11 protein-coding genes are annotated in these 14636 nt (G+C 70.2%); 5 read left to right on the forward strand and 6 right to left on the reverse strand.

What is annotated here, in order from left to right; all coding sequences use genetic code 11:
* Positions 1-97 precede the first annotated feature (97 nt).
* Positions 98-1255 (forward strand): AGE family epimerase/isomerase, encoded by a 1158-nt coding sequence (locus AC07OA_RS05240; protein WP_494662701.1) that lies wholly within the window; start codon positions 98-100, stop codon positions 1253-1255.
* Here AC07OA_RS05240 and AC07OA_RS05245 read toward each other — a convergent pair.
* Complete coding sequence (locus AC07OA_RS05245; RefSeq protein WP_494662702.1) at positions 1239-2555, reverse strand: mannose-1-phosphate guanylyltransferase/mannose-6-phosphate isomerase; 1317 nt, start codon at positions 2553-2555, stop codon at positions 1239-1241. The genes AC07OA_RS05240 and AC07OA_RS05245 overlap by 17 nt on opposite strands.
* A 117-nt stretch (positions 2556-2672) precedes the next feature.
* Complete coding sequence (locus AC07OA_RS05250) at positions 2673-4709, reverse strand: NAD(+) synthase (protein ID WP_494662703.1); 2037 nt, start codon at positions 4707-4709, stop codon at positions 2673-2675.
* A gap of 201 nt (positions 4710-4910) precedes the next feature.
* On the opposite strand from AC07OA_RS05250, the gene tkt reads away from it, so the two are divergent.
* Positions 4911-6872, forward strand: coding sequence for a transketolase (gene tkt, locus AC07OA_RS05255; RefSeq protein ID WP_494662704.1), 1962 nt, complete (start codon positions 4911-4913; stop codon positions 6870-6872).
* Positions 6873-6879: 7 nt separating this feature from the next.
* Here the strand turns inward: tkt and AC07OA_RS05260 are convergent, their stop codons facing one another.
* The 4 genes from AC07OA_RS05260 to AC07OA_RS05275 all read right to left on the reverse strand — a co-directional run bounded on the left by AC07OA_RS05260 (position 6880) and on the right by AC07OA_RS05275 (position 11351).
* A complete protein-coding gene (locus tag AC07OA_RS05260) occupies positions 6880-8124 on the reverse strand; it encodes a glycosyltransferase (protein WP_494662705.1) in 1245 nt (414 codons plus the stop codon).
* 7 nt (positions 8125-8131) lie between these two features.
* Complete coding sequence (locus AC07OA_RS05265) at positions 8132-9064, reverse strand: NAD-dependent epimerase/dehydratase family protein (protein ID WP_494662706.1); 933 nt, start codon at positions 9062-9064, stop codon at positions 8132-8134.
* A 105-nt stretch (positions 9065-9169) separates the two neighbouring features.
* Complete coding sequence (locus tag AC07OA_RS05270) at positions 9170-10270, reverse strand: NAD(P)/FAD-dependent oxidoreductase (RefSeq protein ID WP_494662707.1); 1101 nt, start codon at positions 10268-10270, stop codon at positions 9170-9172.
* A 67-nt stretch (positions 10271-10337) separates the two neighbouring features.
* A complete protein-coding gene (locus AC07OA_RS05275) occupies positions 10338-11351 on the reverse strand; it encodes a GHMP family kinase ATP-binding protein (RefSeq protein ID WP_494662708.1) in 1014 nt (337 codons plus the stop codon).
* Between the two features lie 151 nt (positions 11352-11502).
* Between AC07OA_RS05275 and AC07OA_RS05280 the strand changes: the two genes are divergently transcribed.
* From AC07OA_RS05280 to AC07OA_RS05290, 3 genes are read left to right on the forward strand one after another with little or no spacing between them, the layout of a single operon-like run.
* Positions 11503-12366: an ABC transporter permease gene (locus AC07OA_RS05280; RefSeq protein WP_494662709.1), complete on the forward strand. Its 864-nt coding sequence runs from the start codon at positions 11503-11505 to the stop codon at positions 12364-12366.
* Positions 12367-12369: 3 nt separating this feature from the next.
* Positions 12370-13083 carry an ABC transporter ATP-binding protein gene (locus AC07OA_RS05285; protein WP_494662710.1) on the forward strand — a complete coding sequence of 238 codons (714 nt, stop codon included), beginning with the start codon at positions 12370-12372 and terminating at the stop codon, positions 13081-13083.
* Positions 13061-14632 carry a glycosyltransferase gene (locus tag AC07OA_RS05290; protein ID WP_494662711.1) on the forward strand — a complete coding sequence of 524 codons (1572 nt, stop codon included), beginning with the start codon at positions 13061-13063 and terminating at the stop codon, positions 14630-14632. The genes AC07OA_RS05285 and AC07OA_RS05290 overlap by 23 nt, the downstream gene beginning before the upstream one ends.
* The last annotated feature ends 4 nt before the right edge of the window (positions 14633-14636 follow it).

Here is a 14636-nt window from a genome sequence, read left to right on the forward strand (position 1 = left end):
AGTCCCGACCCGCTCGGGCATTGGTTTGGGGCCAAGGCTTGGCGAAGCACGCCGCGACCGCCTAGAACGGCCCGGCCGTCTCCAAGGGACCGATACCATGACCGACGACTTCGCCCGCCTCGTCCGCCTGCGCGACACGCTCAAGGCCTGGGCGCTGGACCACGCCTTCCCGCTGTGGTGGGAGGTCGGGGCCGACAAGGTCAATGGCGGCTTCTTCGAGAAGATCGCCCTGGACGGAACGCCGGTCGAGGCGCCGCGCCGGGCGCGGGTGCAGCCCCGGCAGATCTATTCCTACGCCGCCGCGGGCCTGCTGGGCTGGCAAGGGCCGTGGAAGCAGGCCCTGGAGCACGGGCTGGACTTCTATCTGAGCAAGTACCGCCGCCCCGACGGCTTCATGCGCACCCTGGTGGCCAGCGACGGCGCGCCGCTGGACGACAAGGTCGATCTCTACGACCAGGCGTTCGGCCTGTTCGGCCTGGCCATGGCCCATTCGGTGCTGCCCGAGCGCGAAGACGTGACCAGCCTGGCCACGGACCTGCGCGCGGCTCTGTACGCCACGCTGAAGCACCCTGTCGCGGGTTTCGAGGAAAGCGTCCCGCGCAGCCTGCCGCTGCTCTCCAACCCGCACATGCACCTGTTCGAGGCCAGCTTGGCCTGGATCGAAGCGGGCGGCGACGCGGGCTGGCGCACCCTGGCCGACGAGATCGCGCAGTTGGCTCTCACCAAGTTCATCGACCCCGTGACCGGCGGCCTGCGGGAATATTACGACGGCGACTGGAACCCGGCGCCGGGCGTCCAGGGTCGGATCCTCGAGCCCGGCCACCAGTTCGAATGGGCCTGGCTGCTGCTGCGCTGGGGCAAGCTGGCCGGGCGCGACGACGCCACTTCGGCGGCGCTACAGATGATCGAGATCGGCCAGGGTCCGGGCGTGGACCCCAAGCGCGGCGTGGCGATCTTCGCCCTGCTGGACGACATGAGCGTGCATGACGACATCGCGCGCCTGTGGGCCCAGACCGAGCAGATCAAGGCCGGCGTCCAGGCCGCCCGGGTCACCGGCGATCCGCGCTGGTGGACCACCGCCGCCGACGGCGCCGAGGCTCTGCTGAAGTATTTCGACACCCCGGTGAAGGGGCTGTGGCGCGATAAGCTGCAGGCCGATGGAAGCTTCGTCGACGAAGCCGCCCCGGCCAGCTCGTTCTACCACATCGTCTGCGCCATCCTGGAGCTGGACCAGGCGGTCAACGCCACGTCGTGACCAGGAGGGTCGCGGCCGTCGCGGCCGTGACGAGGATCGGCGCGGCCGGCTCCAGGCGCTCGCCGACGGCCCAGGTCCGGTCATCGCCCCGCAGGGCGCCGCCCAGCACCTGCACGCTGGCGACCGGCAGGGTGGCCGTCGCCCCGGCGGCCAGGCGCCAGAGCTCGACCCCGGCCTGATCGGTCTGGGCCACCGGCTGGCGCTCGACGCCGCCGGCGATGGTGGTCGGGTGACGGTGGGCCAGGTCCCGGCCCCGGGCCTTCAGGCCGTCGACCAGCGCCTTGACCGACTGGGCGTCGTCGCGGCGGCAGACCAGCACCGCGTCTGGCTCGGCCACGATCATCAGGTCGTGCACGCCGATGGCCCCGACGAAGGGACCCGTCGAACGGGCCAGGACGCCGGTGGTCTCCACCAGGGTCACGTCGCCCTGGGCGGCGTTGCCGGCCCCGTCCTGGGGCGAGGCGCCCCAGATGGCGTCCCAGGCCCCCAGGTCGGACCAGTCGAAGGCCGCCGGCACGACCGCCGCCTTGTCGGTGCGCTCCATCACCGCATAGTCGATCGAGATGCTGGCGGCGCGGGCGAAACCCGCCGCGTCCAGCCGCGTCAGGCCCGGCTCGGCGACGGCGTCGGCGAAGGCCGCGCGGACCCCTTCGGCCACGCTGGGCTCCAGGCGTTCCAGCTCGCTCAGCAGGGTCGCGGCCTTGAAGGCGAAATTGCCGCTGTTCCACAGATAGCCCTCGGCCACATAGCGGCGGGCGGTCTCCAGGTCGGGCTTCTCGACGAAGGCGGCGACCTGGAACACCCCCGCGCCCGCCGGCTTGCCGGGGCGGATGTAGCCGAAGCCCGTGGCCGGACCGGTGGGCTGGACGCCGAAGGTGACGATCAGGCCCTGCTCGGCGGCGGTGGCCGCCACCCGGGCCGCCTGGCGGAAAGCCTCGGGCTCGCCGACATGGTGGTCGGCGGCCAGCATCAGCATCACGCCGTCCGGGTCCAGCCGCTCGACATGGACGGCGGCGGCGGCCACGGCGGGCGCCGAATTGCGGGCCTGGGGCTCGACCAGCACCGTGATCGCCGCCTCGACCTCCTCGGCCTGCTGGCGGACCATCTCGACCATGGCCGCGCCGGTGACCACGACGATGTCGCGCGTCCCGGCCAGGTCGCGCACCCGCAGCAGGGTCTCCTGGAAGCTGGAATAGGCGCCCAGCAGCCGCAGGAACTGCTTGGGACGGTCGGGCCGCGAGGCGGGCCACAGGCGGGCGCCGGAGCCGCCGCACAGGATGACGGGGAAGATGGCGGTCACGAGATTTCCCGCGCCGGGGCGTCGCTGAACGCCATCATGCCTGTTTCGAGCACAACAAACCTCGAGATCGCCCGTGGGCCTACGAAAGTTGCGTTAAAACTGAAGTTGCGTAAAAACTCAAGTCGGGGTTCCGGCGCGCAGTTCCGCCAGCCAGGTGTCGGCCGAGGCGTCGGACGGCATGCGCCAGTCGCCGCGCGGCGACAGGGCCCCGCCCGACGAGATCTTCGGCCCGTTGGGGATGGCCGAGCGCTTGAACTGGTTGGCGAAGAACCGCTTGAGGAACAGCTCCAGCCAGCGCTTGATCTCGGCCAGGTCATAGGCCCGCCGCGCCGTCTCCGGCGTGCCGACCGGCCAGGCGCCGGCCGCCGCGTCGTGCCAGGCGCTCCAGGCCAGGAAGGCGATCTTGGACGGCGCCATGCCGTAGCGGGTCATGTAATAGAGGTTGAAGTCCTGCAGGGCGTAGGGGCCCACGAAGCTCTCGGTGGCCTGCACCTGCTCGCCCGGCACCAGTTCCGGCGAGATCTCGGTGGCCAGGATGTCTTCCAGCAGATCGCCCGTGGCTTCGTCCACGTCGCCCGAGGCGGCCACGAAGCGGATCAGGTGCTGGATCAGGGTCTTGGGCACGCCGCTGTTGGGGTTGTAGTGGCTCATCTGGTCGCCGACGCCGTAGGTGCACCAGCCCAGGGCCAGTTCCGACAGGTCGCCGGTGCCCACCACCAGGGCGCCGTTGTGGTTGGCCAGGCGGAACAGATAGTCGGTGCGCAGCCCCGCCTGGACGTTCTCGAAAGTGACGTCATAGACCGGCTCGCCCCGCGAATAGGGGTGGTCCAGGTCCTTCAGCATCTGCAGGGCGGCGGGGCGGATGTCGATCTCGTCGGCGCCAGCGCCCATGGCCTTCATCAATGACCAGGCGTTGGACTTGGTGCGGTCGGAGGTGGCGAAGCCCGGCAGGGTGTAGGCCAGGATATTGCCGCGCGGCAGGCCCAACTGGTCCATGGCCTTGGCGGCGACGATCAGGGCGTGGGTCGAGTCGAGGCCGCCCGAGACGCCGATCACCAGCTTCTTCAGGCCCGAGGCCTCGAGGCGCCGAGCCAGGCCCTGGACCTGGATGTTGTAGGCCTCGTAGCAGTTCTCGGCCAGCTTGGCCGGGTCTGACGGGGTGAAGGGGAAGCGCTCGATCTTGCGCTTGAGGGCCAGGTCGCCGGCGGGCGGCGTGAAGTCGAAGGTCGCGATCCGGAACGGCGCAGCGGGCGGGGCCAAGGCCGCGGCGTCGCCGAAGCTGACCACCCGCATGCGCTCCTGGCGGATGCGGCCGACATCGACGTCGGCCATGGCCATCACCGGTCCCGTGGCGAAGCGCGGGCTTTCGGCCAGCAGCTCGCCCAGCTCGTGGATGTCGACATGGCCGTCCCAGGCCAGGTCCGTCGAGCTCTCGCCCGCCCCGGCCGCCGAATAGACATAGGCCGCGATGGCCCGGGCCGACTGGCTGGCGCACAGCAGGCGGCGGGTCTCGGACTTGCCGATGGTGATGTTGCTGGCCGACAGGTTCAGCAGGATCTCGGCCCCGGCCAGGGCCTGGGCGGTGCTGGGCGGGGTGGGCGTCCAGACGTCCTCGCAGATCTCGACGCCGACGGTGAAGGCCGTCGGGCCGTTACCCCGGAACAGGACGTCCGTCCCGAACGGCACCGTCTGGCCGGCCAGGTCCAGGGTGCGGCCGACGACGCCCGCGCCCGGCGTGAACCAGCGGCGCTCGTAGAACTCGCGATAGTTGGGCAGGAAGCTCTTGGGGACCACGCCCAGCACCCGGCCGCCCTGGATCGCGACCGCGGTATTGTAGAGCCGGCCGCCGTCGCGCAGCGGCGCGCCGACCACCAGTAGGGGCGCAAGATCGGCGCTGGCCTCCGCCAGGGTCGTGATCGCCGCCTCGACGGCGTCCAGCAGGGCGTCCTGTTGCAAGAGGTCGTCGATGGTGTAGCCGGTCAGGCCCAGCTCGGGCAGGACAAGCACCGCCACCCCCGCCGCATGGGCCTCGCGCGCCAGGGCCAGGACGCTCTGCGCATTGGCCGCCGGGTCGGCCAGCCTGACCTTCGGGACCGCTGTGGCGACCCGAACGAACCCATGACGATAAGGCGAGAAGAACGACGGAGAACTCAAGAGACCCGGCCTTTCGAGGTTATGCTAAAAGTGAGCATAAGTCTGTCTTCAGCTATAACGCCTCCGGACGTTGTTGCATAGCGCCCACGCGGCGCGCCCGGTAGAACCGCAGGCCCGCCTGCCGGGTTGACCCACGGGGGGCATCGTGCGACCTGCCGCCTCGCGCAGCCCCGCAAAACATTAGAACAAGACGGAAATCCCATGCCCGTTTCGCCCATCAAGATGGCCGACGCGATCCGCGTCCTTTCGATGGACGCGGTCCACAAGGCCAAGTCCGGACACCAGGGCATGCCGATGGGCATGGCCGACGTGGCGACGGTTCTGTGGGGCAAGTTCCTGAAGTTCGACGCCGCCAAGCCCGACTGGGCCGACCGCGACCGCTTCGTGCTGTCGGCCGGCCACGGCTCGATGCTGCTCTATTCCCTGCTGCACCTGACCGGCTTCAAGGCCATGACGATGGCGCAGATCGAGAACTTCCGTCAGTGGGGTTCGCTGACCCCCGGCCACCCCGAAGTGCACCACACCCCGGGCGTGGAGACCACCACCGGTCCGCTGGGCCAGGGCCTGGCCACCGCCGTCGGCATGGCCATGGCCGAGGCTCACTTGGCCTCGCGCTTCGGCAAGGACATCGTCGACCACCGCACCTGGGTGATCGCCGGCGACGGCTGCCTGATGGAGGGCGTCAGCCACGAGGCCATCAGCCTGGCCGGCCGCCTGAAGCTTTCGAAGCTGACCGTCCTGTTCGACGACAACGACACCACCATCGACGGCGAGGCCACCATCGCCGAGACCGGCGACCAGCTGCTGCGCTTCAAGGCCGCCGGCTGGGCGGTCAAGGCCGTCGACGGCCACGACCACGCCAAGATCGCCGCGGCCCTGCGCTGGGCCACCAAGCAGGACCGCCCGACCCTGATCGCCTGCAAGACCCTGATCTCCAAGGGCGCGGGTCCCAAGGAAGGCGACCACCACAGCCACGGCTACACCCTGTTCGACAAGGAAATCGCCGACGCCCGGGTCGCCATGGGCTGGGACGCCGCGCCGTTCACCGTGCCCGACGACATCGCCAAGGCCTGGAAGGCCGTCGGCCGTCGCGGCGCCCGCGTGCGCAAGGCCTGGGACGCGGCACTGAAGACCAACGCCAACGCCGCCGAGTTCGAGCGCGCCATGGCCGGCAAGCTGCCCACCGGCGCCTTCGACAAGCTGACCGCCTACACGGCCTCGGCCGCCGAGGCCAAGCCGAACAACGCCACCCGCGTCCACTCCGGCGCGGCCCTGGACCAGCTGATCCCGGCCATCCCGGAAATGATCGGCGGCTCGGCCGACCTGACCGGCTCGAACAACACCTTGGTCAAGGGCATGGGCGCGTTCGACACCCCCGACTACGCCGGCCGCTACGTCCACTACGGCGTGCGCGAGTTCGGCATGGCCGCGGCCATGAACGGCATGTCCCTGCACGGCGGCGTGATCCCCTATTCGGGCACCTTCCTGGCCTTCGCCGACTACAGCCGTCCGGCCATCCGCCTGGGCGCCCTGATGCAGGCGCGCGTCATCCACGTGATGACCCACGACTCCATCGGCCTGGGCGAAGACGGCCCCACCCACCAGCCGGTCGAGCAGGTCGCGTCCCTGCGCGCCATGCCCAACCTCCTGGTCTTCCGTCCGGCCGACGCCGTGGAAGTGGCCGAGTGCTGGAAGATCGCCCTGGAACACGACGCCCAGCCGTCGGTCATGTGCCTGTCGCGCCAGAAGGTGCCGGCCGTGCGGGGCAGCGCCTCGGAGAACCTGTCGGCCAAGGGCGCCTACGAGCTGCTGGCCGCCGAGGGCGGCGAGGCCCAGGTGACGATCTTCTCGTCGGGCACGGAAGTCTCGGTGGCCGTGGCCGCCCGCGACATCCTGCAAGCCCAGGGCAAGCCGACCCGCGTGGTCTCCACCCCGTGCTGGGACCTCTTCGAGCTGCAGAGCGACGCCTACAAGGCCTCGGTCATCGGCAAGGCCCCGGTCCGCATCGCCGTCGAGGCCGCCGTCCGCATGGGCTGGGAGCGCTTCATCGGTGAGGACGGCAAGTTCGTGGGCATGACCCACTTCGGCGCCAGCGCCCCGTACGAGCGCCTCTACAAGGAGTTCGGCATCACCGCCGAGGCCGTGGCGGCCGCCGCCGGCTGATCCCCGCCTAGGGCTGGGGATCCCTCGGGGTCCCCAGCAGGCCGTGCAGCAGGCCGCGATAGGCCTCAGGGCCAAACAGCGTCTCGGCCCGGGTCCGCGCCCGCGCGCCAAGGGTCGTGCGGTGCTCGGCGTCGGCGATCAGGGCGGCCAGCGCCGCCGCCGCCGGCTCGACCCGGGGCCAGGCCCAGCGCCCGCCCTTGTAGAGCCCCTGGGGATCGCGAGTCGGCCGCAGGTCGTAGGGCACCAGGACCGAGGTCTCGTCGGTCATGAAATCCAGATTGCCCGACCAGCCGGTGGCCACCACGGGCTTGCCGGCCAGCATGGCGCGGGCCAGCAGCAGGCCGAAGCCCTCGGCCCGGTGCAGGGACAGGACGATGTCGGCGCTGGCGATCAGGCCAGACATCTCCGCATCGCTCAGCGACGCCTCCAGCAGCCGCACATTGGCCGGCGCCCGGGCCCGCAGCGCGGCCAAGGCCGCCGGATCGCGCCCGCCGCCCACCACCTTGCAGACCATCAGGCTTTCCGGGCCGTCCTGAGCCGCAGCCAGGCGGAACGCTTCCAAGGCCTCGTCGGGGTTCTTGCGGGCGAAGGTCGAGCCGACGTCGAAGCTGGTCAGCACCACCACCGCGTCTTGCGGCAGGTCGAAGCGGGCGCGGTCGGGCGGGGCCACGGCTAGCTCGTGCACCGGATGGGGCGCCACCCGCACGCGCACGCGGGCCGGGGCGCGGGCCCGCACGGCCCGGGCGGTGAACTCCGACGGGCACCAGACCTCGTCCAGCAGGTGGAAGGCCGGATCCCAGGCGGCCGGCAGAGCCTCCAGCTCCCAGGCCCAGTAGCCGATGGTCCAAGGGGCGGCGAACGGCGCCTCGCCCTGGGTCACCGCCAGGTGCAGCAGCTCGGGACCGTTCAGGTGAAAGATCGTGACGTCGGGCGCGCCCGAGGCGCCAGGTGGGACGTCCAGCTGGGGCTCGCGCCCGAACAGCGGCGCCAGATCGGTGCGGATCACCGCGTAGCCGGCGTCCTCGAGGGCGGCGGCGGCCAACCTGGCCCCCTCCCCCACGCCGATGATCTGGCTGAGCAGGCCGGCCACCTCGACGGTCCGGACCGGACCGCCGGGGCGGGCGGCGCGCCCCCGGCCGATGGCCTTGGCCTTGCGGGCCTGCATCCATCGGGCCGCGGGGCGGCGAAGCGCGTCGGGCGCGGCGCGGCGCCAGAGACTGGCGGCGGCCGACAGGAGACCCGGCGCGCCCATGACCGGTCTAGACGTTGGCGAAGCGCGAGTTGCGCAGCATGGTGTAGCCCTTGATCAGCTCGGCGATGCCGGCGTCCAGGGTCCAGTCCGGCGACCAGCCGGTCGCTTCCAACTTCTCGTTCGAGACGATGTAGTCGCGCTTGTCCGGATCCTCGCCGATCGGGGCCTCGACATAGACGAAGTTGGGCAGCTGGCGCTGGATGCGCTCGCACAGCTCCAGCTTCGACAGGTTCGCCGACGACAGGCCCATGTTGTAGGCCTCGCCGCGCATGGCGTCGAAGTTGTCGATGGCGTGGATGAAGCCCTTGGCCACGTCGCGGATGTGGATGAAGTTGCGCTTGAAGTGGCCTTCGAAGATCAGCACGGCGCGGTCGTTCAGGGCGCGGTAGGTGAAGTCGTTGACCAGCAGGTCGATGCGCATGCGCGGGGCCATGCCGAACACGGTGGCCAGGCGCACGGTCACGCCGCGGCCCGAACCCAGCACGGCCTTCTCGGCCTCGCACTTGGTCACGCCGTACAGCGAGATCGGGTTCAGCGGGGTTTCCTCGGTGCAGAACTTCCCGGCCTCGCCGACGCCGTAGCCGGAATTGGTGGTGGGATAGACGATCCGCTGGTCGCCGCTCGAACGCTTGACCAGGGCCTCGACGGCGTCCTGGTTCAGGGTCTGGGCGCCGATCGCGTCTTCCTTGCACAGCGGCGCGCCGACCAGGGCGGCCAGCGGGATCAGCACGTCGTGCTTGGGCACCAGGTCGTCGAGGATGCGCTCGTCGCGGGCGTCGCCCTTGATCGGCTTGAAGCCGTCATAGCGGCAGGCGGCCGACAGTTCGGTGCCGCCGGCCTTGAACGTGTCCAGGACCGTGACCTCGTGACCCAGTTCCAGCAGTTGGGGGACCAGGGTGGAGCCGATGTAGCCGGCGCCGCCGGTGACCAGAATTTTCATCAAGGAATCCCGAGTTAAAGACGCGTCAGCTACGCTCATGAATGGGTGGGTCTATAGCCGAGCCTGGGCGAAATGGACAACCGCGCTGATGCATCCCTGGGTGGCTCATGCGTCCAGGGCGTCGGCGACCGCGCGGGCCAGGGAGGGCGAGGAGGTCAGGCCCGGCGATTCGATGCCGAACATCTGGACGAGCCCCGTCACGCCGTGGTCGGCGGGACCGTCGATGACGAAATCTGCGGTCTGGCCCGGACCGCAGATCTTGGGCCGCACGCCGCAATAGTCCGGGGTCAGGGCGCCGTCGGCCAGGCCGGGCCAGTAGCGGCGGGCGGCGGCGTAGAAGGCCTCGCCCCGGGCGGGGTCGACGGCGTAGTCCTCGGCCTCGATCCACTCCACGTCCGGCCCCAGCCGGACCTGGCCGCCCAGGTCCAGGGTGACGTGCACGCCCAGCCCGCCGTCCACCGGCGCGGGATAGATCAGCCGGGTGAAGGGCGCGCGGCCCGAGAAGCGGAAATAGTTGCCCTTGGCCAGCCAGCGCGGCGGGATGCGGTCGGCCGGATAGTCGGCCACCGAGGCGGCGACGGCGTGGGCGCCCAGGCCCGCGGCGTTGACCAGCAGGTCGGCCTCGAAGGCGAACGGCTCGGCCCCGCCGGTGCGCAGGCTCCAGCGACCGTCAACCCGCTCGGCCGACAGCAGGGGCGCGTCGAAGGCGATCCAGCCGCCCTGGTCCTCGAGATCGCCCTGCAGCGCCAGCATCAGGCCGTGGGAGTCGATGATCCCGGTCTGCGGCGACCACAGGGCTCCGACGGTGTTCAGGGCCGGCTCCATGGCCCGCGCCTGGTCGCCGTCCAGCCACGACAGGTCCTCGACGTCATTGACCTGGCCCTGGCGGTGGATGGCCTGCAGCTTGACCAGCTCGGCCTCGCTGGTGGCGACCATCAGCTTGCCGCAGCGGCGGTGACCCACGCCGCGCTCGGCGCAGTAGTCGTAGAGCCAGCGACGGCCTTCCACGCAGTGCTTCGCGCGCAGCGAGCCGGTGGGATAGTACATGCCCGCGTGGATGACCTCGCTGTTGCGCGAGGAGACACCGCCGCCGATCAGCCGGTCGGCCTCCAGGACGAAAGTCTCCAGTCCGCGCGTGGCCAGCTCCCGGGCCACGGCCAGGCCCACCACCCCCGCGCCCACGACGACGGCCACGCCCCGGCTCATGCCGAAGCGCCCGCGTCGCGGCCTGGGCTCTTACGGATCATGGGACGTTCGTGGGCCGGTCTGGCGATCAGGCGGCCACGAACGAGCGGCGCTCGGCGGGAATGCGCTTGGGACGCTCGCCGCTGCTGAGCAGGGTGGAGCCCTGAGTGTCGACGCCGATCCGGATGACCGGGTTGGGCGACATCCGGGCGGTGAAGTCGTCGATGGCGTCGGGATCGACCAGCATCAGGATGAAGCCGCCGCCGCCGGCGCCGCACAGCTTGCCGCCGAAGGCGCCCGCCGCCATGCCGCGCGCATAGAGCTCGTCGATCGATTCGTCGGAGACGCTGTTGGACAGCCGGCGCTTGATCTTCCAGCTCTCATCCAGCATCCGGCCCAGCTCGGACACGAAGCCCTCGCCCTGGGCCGATTCCAGCATGTCCATGCACTCGCCGACCATCTGGTAGAGGGTCGACAGCTCGCCGGTGGTCTTGCCCGACTTGATGCTGGCGATCTTGTCGGCGGCCACGTGGGTGGCGCGGCGCTGACGGCCGGTGTGGACCAGCACCATGCAGCGGTCGAGCGCCTCCATGGCGCTCAGCCCCATGTCCACCGGGCTGACCGACATGCGCTTGCCGTGGAAGTCGAAGCGGTTGATGCCGCCGAAGGCGGTGTGCAGCTGGTCCTGGACGCCGACGTTCTCCTGCAGCAGGCGCTGCTCGACGTCCATGGCGGCGCGGGCCAGCTCCATCTTGGTCATCGGTCGGCTGAACATCTGGGTGATCAGATTGACGAAGCCGACGCTGAACGCGGAGGACGAGCCCAGGCCCGAACTCGCGGGCAGGTCGGAAATGACGTTGATGTCGAGGCGAGCACGGATCTTGCGGTCGGCCAGGACGGCGCGGACCAACGGATGTTCGATCTCGTCGATAGTCTTGGTCATCTCCAGCTTGGAATAGGCAAGACGATAATTGTAGTCCTGCCAGGCCGTAAGCTCGAGCGCCGAGATATAGATATACTTGTCGATGGCGACACCGATCACGGCGCCGGGATGCTGTTCGAAATACGCCGGATAGTCGGTGCCACCACCGAACAAACTCACGCGAAGCGGGGTTCTGGTCGTGACCATCATGTGGCGAATTCCCCAGACAAGGCAGGTAAAGACCTACCGACCTTAGTCAGGTGAGTCGCCAGGGTCGAGAGTGAAATTGCTCGGAATACAGCTTGTGCGCCCTCCGGGGGACTGGTACGGGGTGGCCGCTACCCACGCCTGCAAGCGGTACAAAATGGATCGACATAGTGTAACCGTCAGTGCTTCGCAGAGTTTCGGCAAGAAAATCGGGGACGCCTTTCATGATCTTGCCGAGTCCATTGCGCACTGGCGTATTTGGGCAGCGCTCGCTTGGCAGGATACTGTAGCCCGATATAGAGGTTCGGTGATTGGTCCGCTGTGGATCACGCTGAGCATGGCGGCGCTGATCGGCGGCATGAGCCTGCTCTATACTCAACTGCTGCACATCGACGCGCGAGTTTACATCCCCTACCTTGCCAGCGGCATCGTCCTGTGGGGATTCATCTCTGGGTCGATCCAGGAATCGACCACCGCCTTCAGTCAAGGCGCGCCGATTATTCGCCAGTCCGGCATATCGCTGTTCATCTTCGTGTGGCGGACGATCCAGCGCAATATCATCATCCTTGCGCACAACCTGATCATCATCGCCATCGTCTTGGGCGTTTCGGGCTCCTGGACGCACGTCAAGCCGCTGCTGCTGGTTCCCGGCGCCCTGGTGCTGCTGCTGAACCTGGCCTGGATCTCCACGATCCTCGCCTTCGTCGGCGCCCGCTTCAAGGACGTGCCGCAGATCGTTTCGGCCCTGCTGCAGCTGGCCTTCTTCATGACGCCGATCTTCTGGCACCCGTCCGGGGTCAGCCACAATCGGTTCGTGCTCGACTTCAACCCGCTTTATCATATGCTCGAGCTTGTCCGGGGACCGATCATGGGCGAGGGCGTCAGCGCCCTAACTTGGTCGTTTTCCTTCGGCTTCCTCGCCGTCGGTTGGCTCGTGGCCTTCCTGTTCTACGCCGCCCAGCGTCGTCGCATCGTCCACTATCTGTGAACAATGGCATCCATAAACGTTTCCGGCCTGGGCCTGCAGTTTCCGATCTACGGAGCTGATTCCCACTCTCTGAAGAGAACCGTCGCGGCCAAGACCATTGGCGGCGCCATCGGGCGCGGACGCAGCGGCTCGCCCGTCGTCCAGGCCCTGCACGGGGTCAATTTCAAGCTCGAGGCGGGCGACCGCCTGGGCCTGGTGGGCCCCAACGGCGCGGGCAAGACCACCCTGCTGCGCGTGCTGGCCGGGGCCTTCGCGCCCGACGCCGGCCGCGTGGAGACGCACGGCAAGGTCACCGCCCTGCTCGACGTCGGCGTGGGCATGGACCCGTTCGCCTCGGGCTACGAGAACATCTACATGCGCGGGATGCTGGCGGGCTACACCCGCAAGGACATCCAGGCGCGCATGCCCGAGATCGCCGCCTTCACCGGCCTGGGCGCCTTCCTGGCCATGCCGCTGAAGGCCTATTCGGCCGGCATGCAGGCGCGCCTGGCCTTCGCCGCGGCCACCGCCTTCGACGCCGACATCCTGCTGATGGACGAATGGATGGCGGCCGGCGACGCCGAGTTCCGGGTCGCCGCCCACGCCCGCCTGGTCGAGCTGGTCGATCGCGCCAGCATCCTGGTGCTGGCCTCGCACGACACCAGCATCATCCAGAGCTTCTGCAACAAGGTGCTGCACATGAAGGGCGGTCGCGTTGTGGACTTCACCGCCGTCTGAAGACCGACGGCTGCTGCTGCTCAGCCCTTCGCTGAAGGGCCGGGTCGGCCACTATCGCGACTACGCCCACCGCGTGCTCCAGGCGGCCAGCGCCCTGGGCTATCGCACGCGCCTGGCCGCCCACCGCGCCCATGACGGCGACCTCGACGCCGTCCCCGCCTTCCGCCGCGCCTGCGGCGAGGCCGAGGAAGGGTCCGCGCGGCGCGTCTTCGGTCCCGACCGCTATCAGAAGGCCCTGGCCCGCCTGCTGGGCCGCGCCCCCTCCGGTCCCGCCGCCGCGCCCGGCCCGGCCGACACCGCCGCCGCGCCGACGCCGCCCGGACGCGGCCGGCTTCGCGGGATCTTCCAGGCCTGGCGGAACCGGGCCGACCGCCTGTCCGACGCCCTGGCCGCGCGCGACTTCGAGGCCGACCTGGCCGGGTTCCACGGCGCGACTGGCGCTGGCCCCGCCGACCTGTCCCTGCTGACAGACGCCGGGGTGACCGAGGTGCTGGGCCTGGCCCGCTTCCTGCGCCGCCTCCCCGCGCCCGAGGGCCGCTGGGCCGTGATGCTGCGGCGCGACGTGTTCGCCGACGGCGGCGGACGCTGGACCGCCCAGGACTGGGCCTCGGCCTTGGCCGAGCTGGCCGCGGCCGGCGGCGGCCGCGTGCGCCTCTATGCCGACACCGAGCCCCTGGCCCGCCGCTACGCCGCCCTGTCGGGCCAGGCGGTCGGCCAGCTGCCGATCCCGGTCGTCCCCTCGCCCCGGCAGGCGCCCGATCCCGTCTTCCAGGCCGTCTATCTGGGCGACGCGCGCGACGAGAAGGGCTTTCCGTTGCTGGCCCAGGCGATCCTGGACATGGCGCCCGAGCGGCGGGCGGGCGCCGTGGCCTTCACCCTGCAGGGCCATTTCAACGACGGGACGGGCGATCCGGCCACGGCCCGCGCCCACGCCGCGCTGCGCGACGCCGGCCCCGGCGTGCGCCTGCTGGACGCGGCCTTGGACAGCGCCGCCTATGCCGACCTGCTGGGCCGGGCCGACTTGGTCCTGACCCCCTACGACCCCGTCGCCTACCGCGCCCGCTCGTCGGGGGTGATGAGCGAGGCCCTGGCGGCCGGCGCGCCCGTGCTGGTCACCGCCGGCTCGTGGATGGCCGCCCAGATCCGGCCGCCGCAGCAGGCCCATCTGGCGGCCCTGCGCGAGCGCCTCGCCCCCCTGTCGGTCGAGGCCGGGACGGCGGACTTGTCCGGGCTGGCGGCCGGCGAGCGCGTGCTGGTCGAAACCTCTTCCCAGGCCGCCGACGGTGTCGACCTGGTCCTGGTCCGCCCCGAGCTGGGCGAGACCCGCCTGACCGTCTCCGGCCTCCTGCGCGCCTGGCAGGCGCCGGCGGACGTGCCTGCGGGCGCGGTGGGAGTGATCGTCGACTACGACGCCGGAGACATCGCCCGGGGCGTGGCCGAGGTCATGGCGTTCCGCGACCACTACCGGGCCACGGCGGCCGCCTCGTCCTGGGCTGAAACGCACAGCGGCCAGGCGCTGGTCGAGCGCCTGGCCGCCGATTTCGCCTGAACCT

The sequence above is a fragment of the Caulobacter sp. GW821-FHT09B08 genome (assembly GCF_059418225.1).

What these genes read in the sequence shown, in the direction of transcription:
- AC07OA_RS05240 (WP_494662701.1), top strand. Translation starts at nt 98, where the DNA reads ATGACCGACGACTTCGCCCGCCTCGTCCGCCTGCGCGACACGCTCAAG.
- tkt (WP_494662704.1), top strand. Translation starts at nt 4,911, where the DNA reads ATGCCCGTTTCGCCCATCAAGATGGCCGACGCGATCCGCGTCCTTTCG.
- AC07OA_RS05260 (WP_494662705.1), bottom strand. Translation starts at nt 8,124, where the DNA reads ATGGGCGCGCCGGGTCTCCTGTCGGCCGCCGCCAGTCTCTGGCGCCGC.
- AC07OA_RS05265 (WP_494662706.1), bottom strand. Translation starts at nt 9,064, where the DNA reads ATGAAAATTCTGGTCACCGGCGGCGCCGGCTACATCGGCTCCACCCTG.
- AC07OA_RS05270 (WP_494662707.1), bottom strand. Translation starts at nt 10,270, where the DNA reads ATGAGCCGGGGCGTGGCCGTCGTCGTGGGCGCGGGGGTGGTGGGCCTG.
- AC07OA_RS05285 (WP_494662710.1), top strand. Translation starts at nt 12,370, where the DNA reads ATGGCATCCATAAACGTTTCCGGCCTGGGCCTGCAGTTTCCGATCTAC.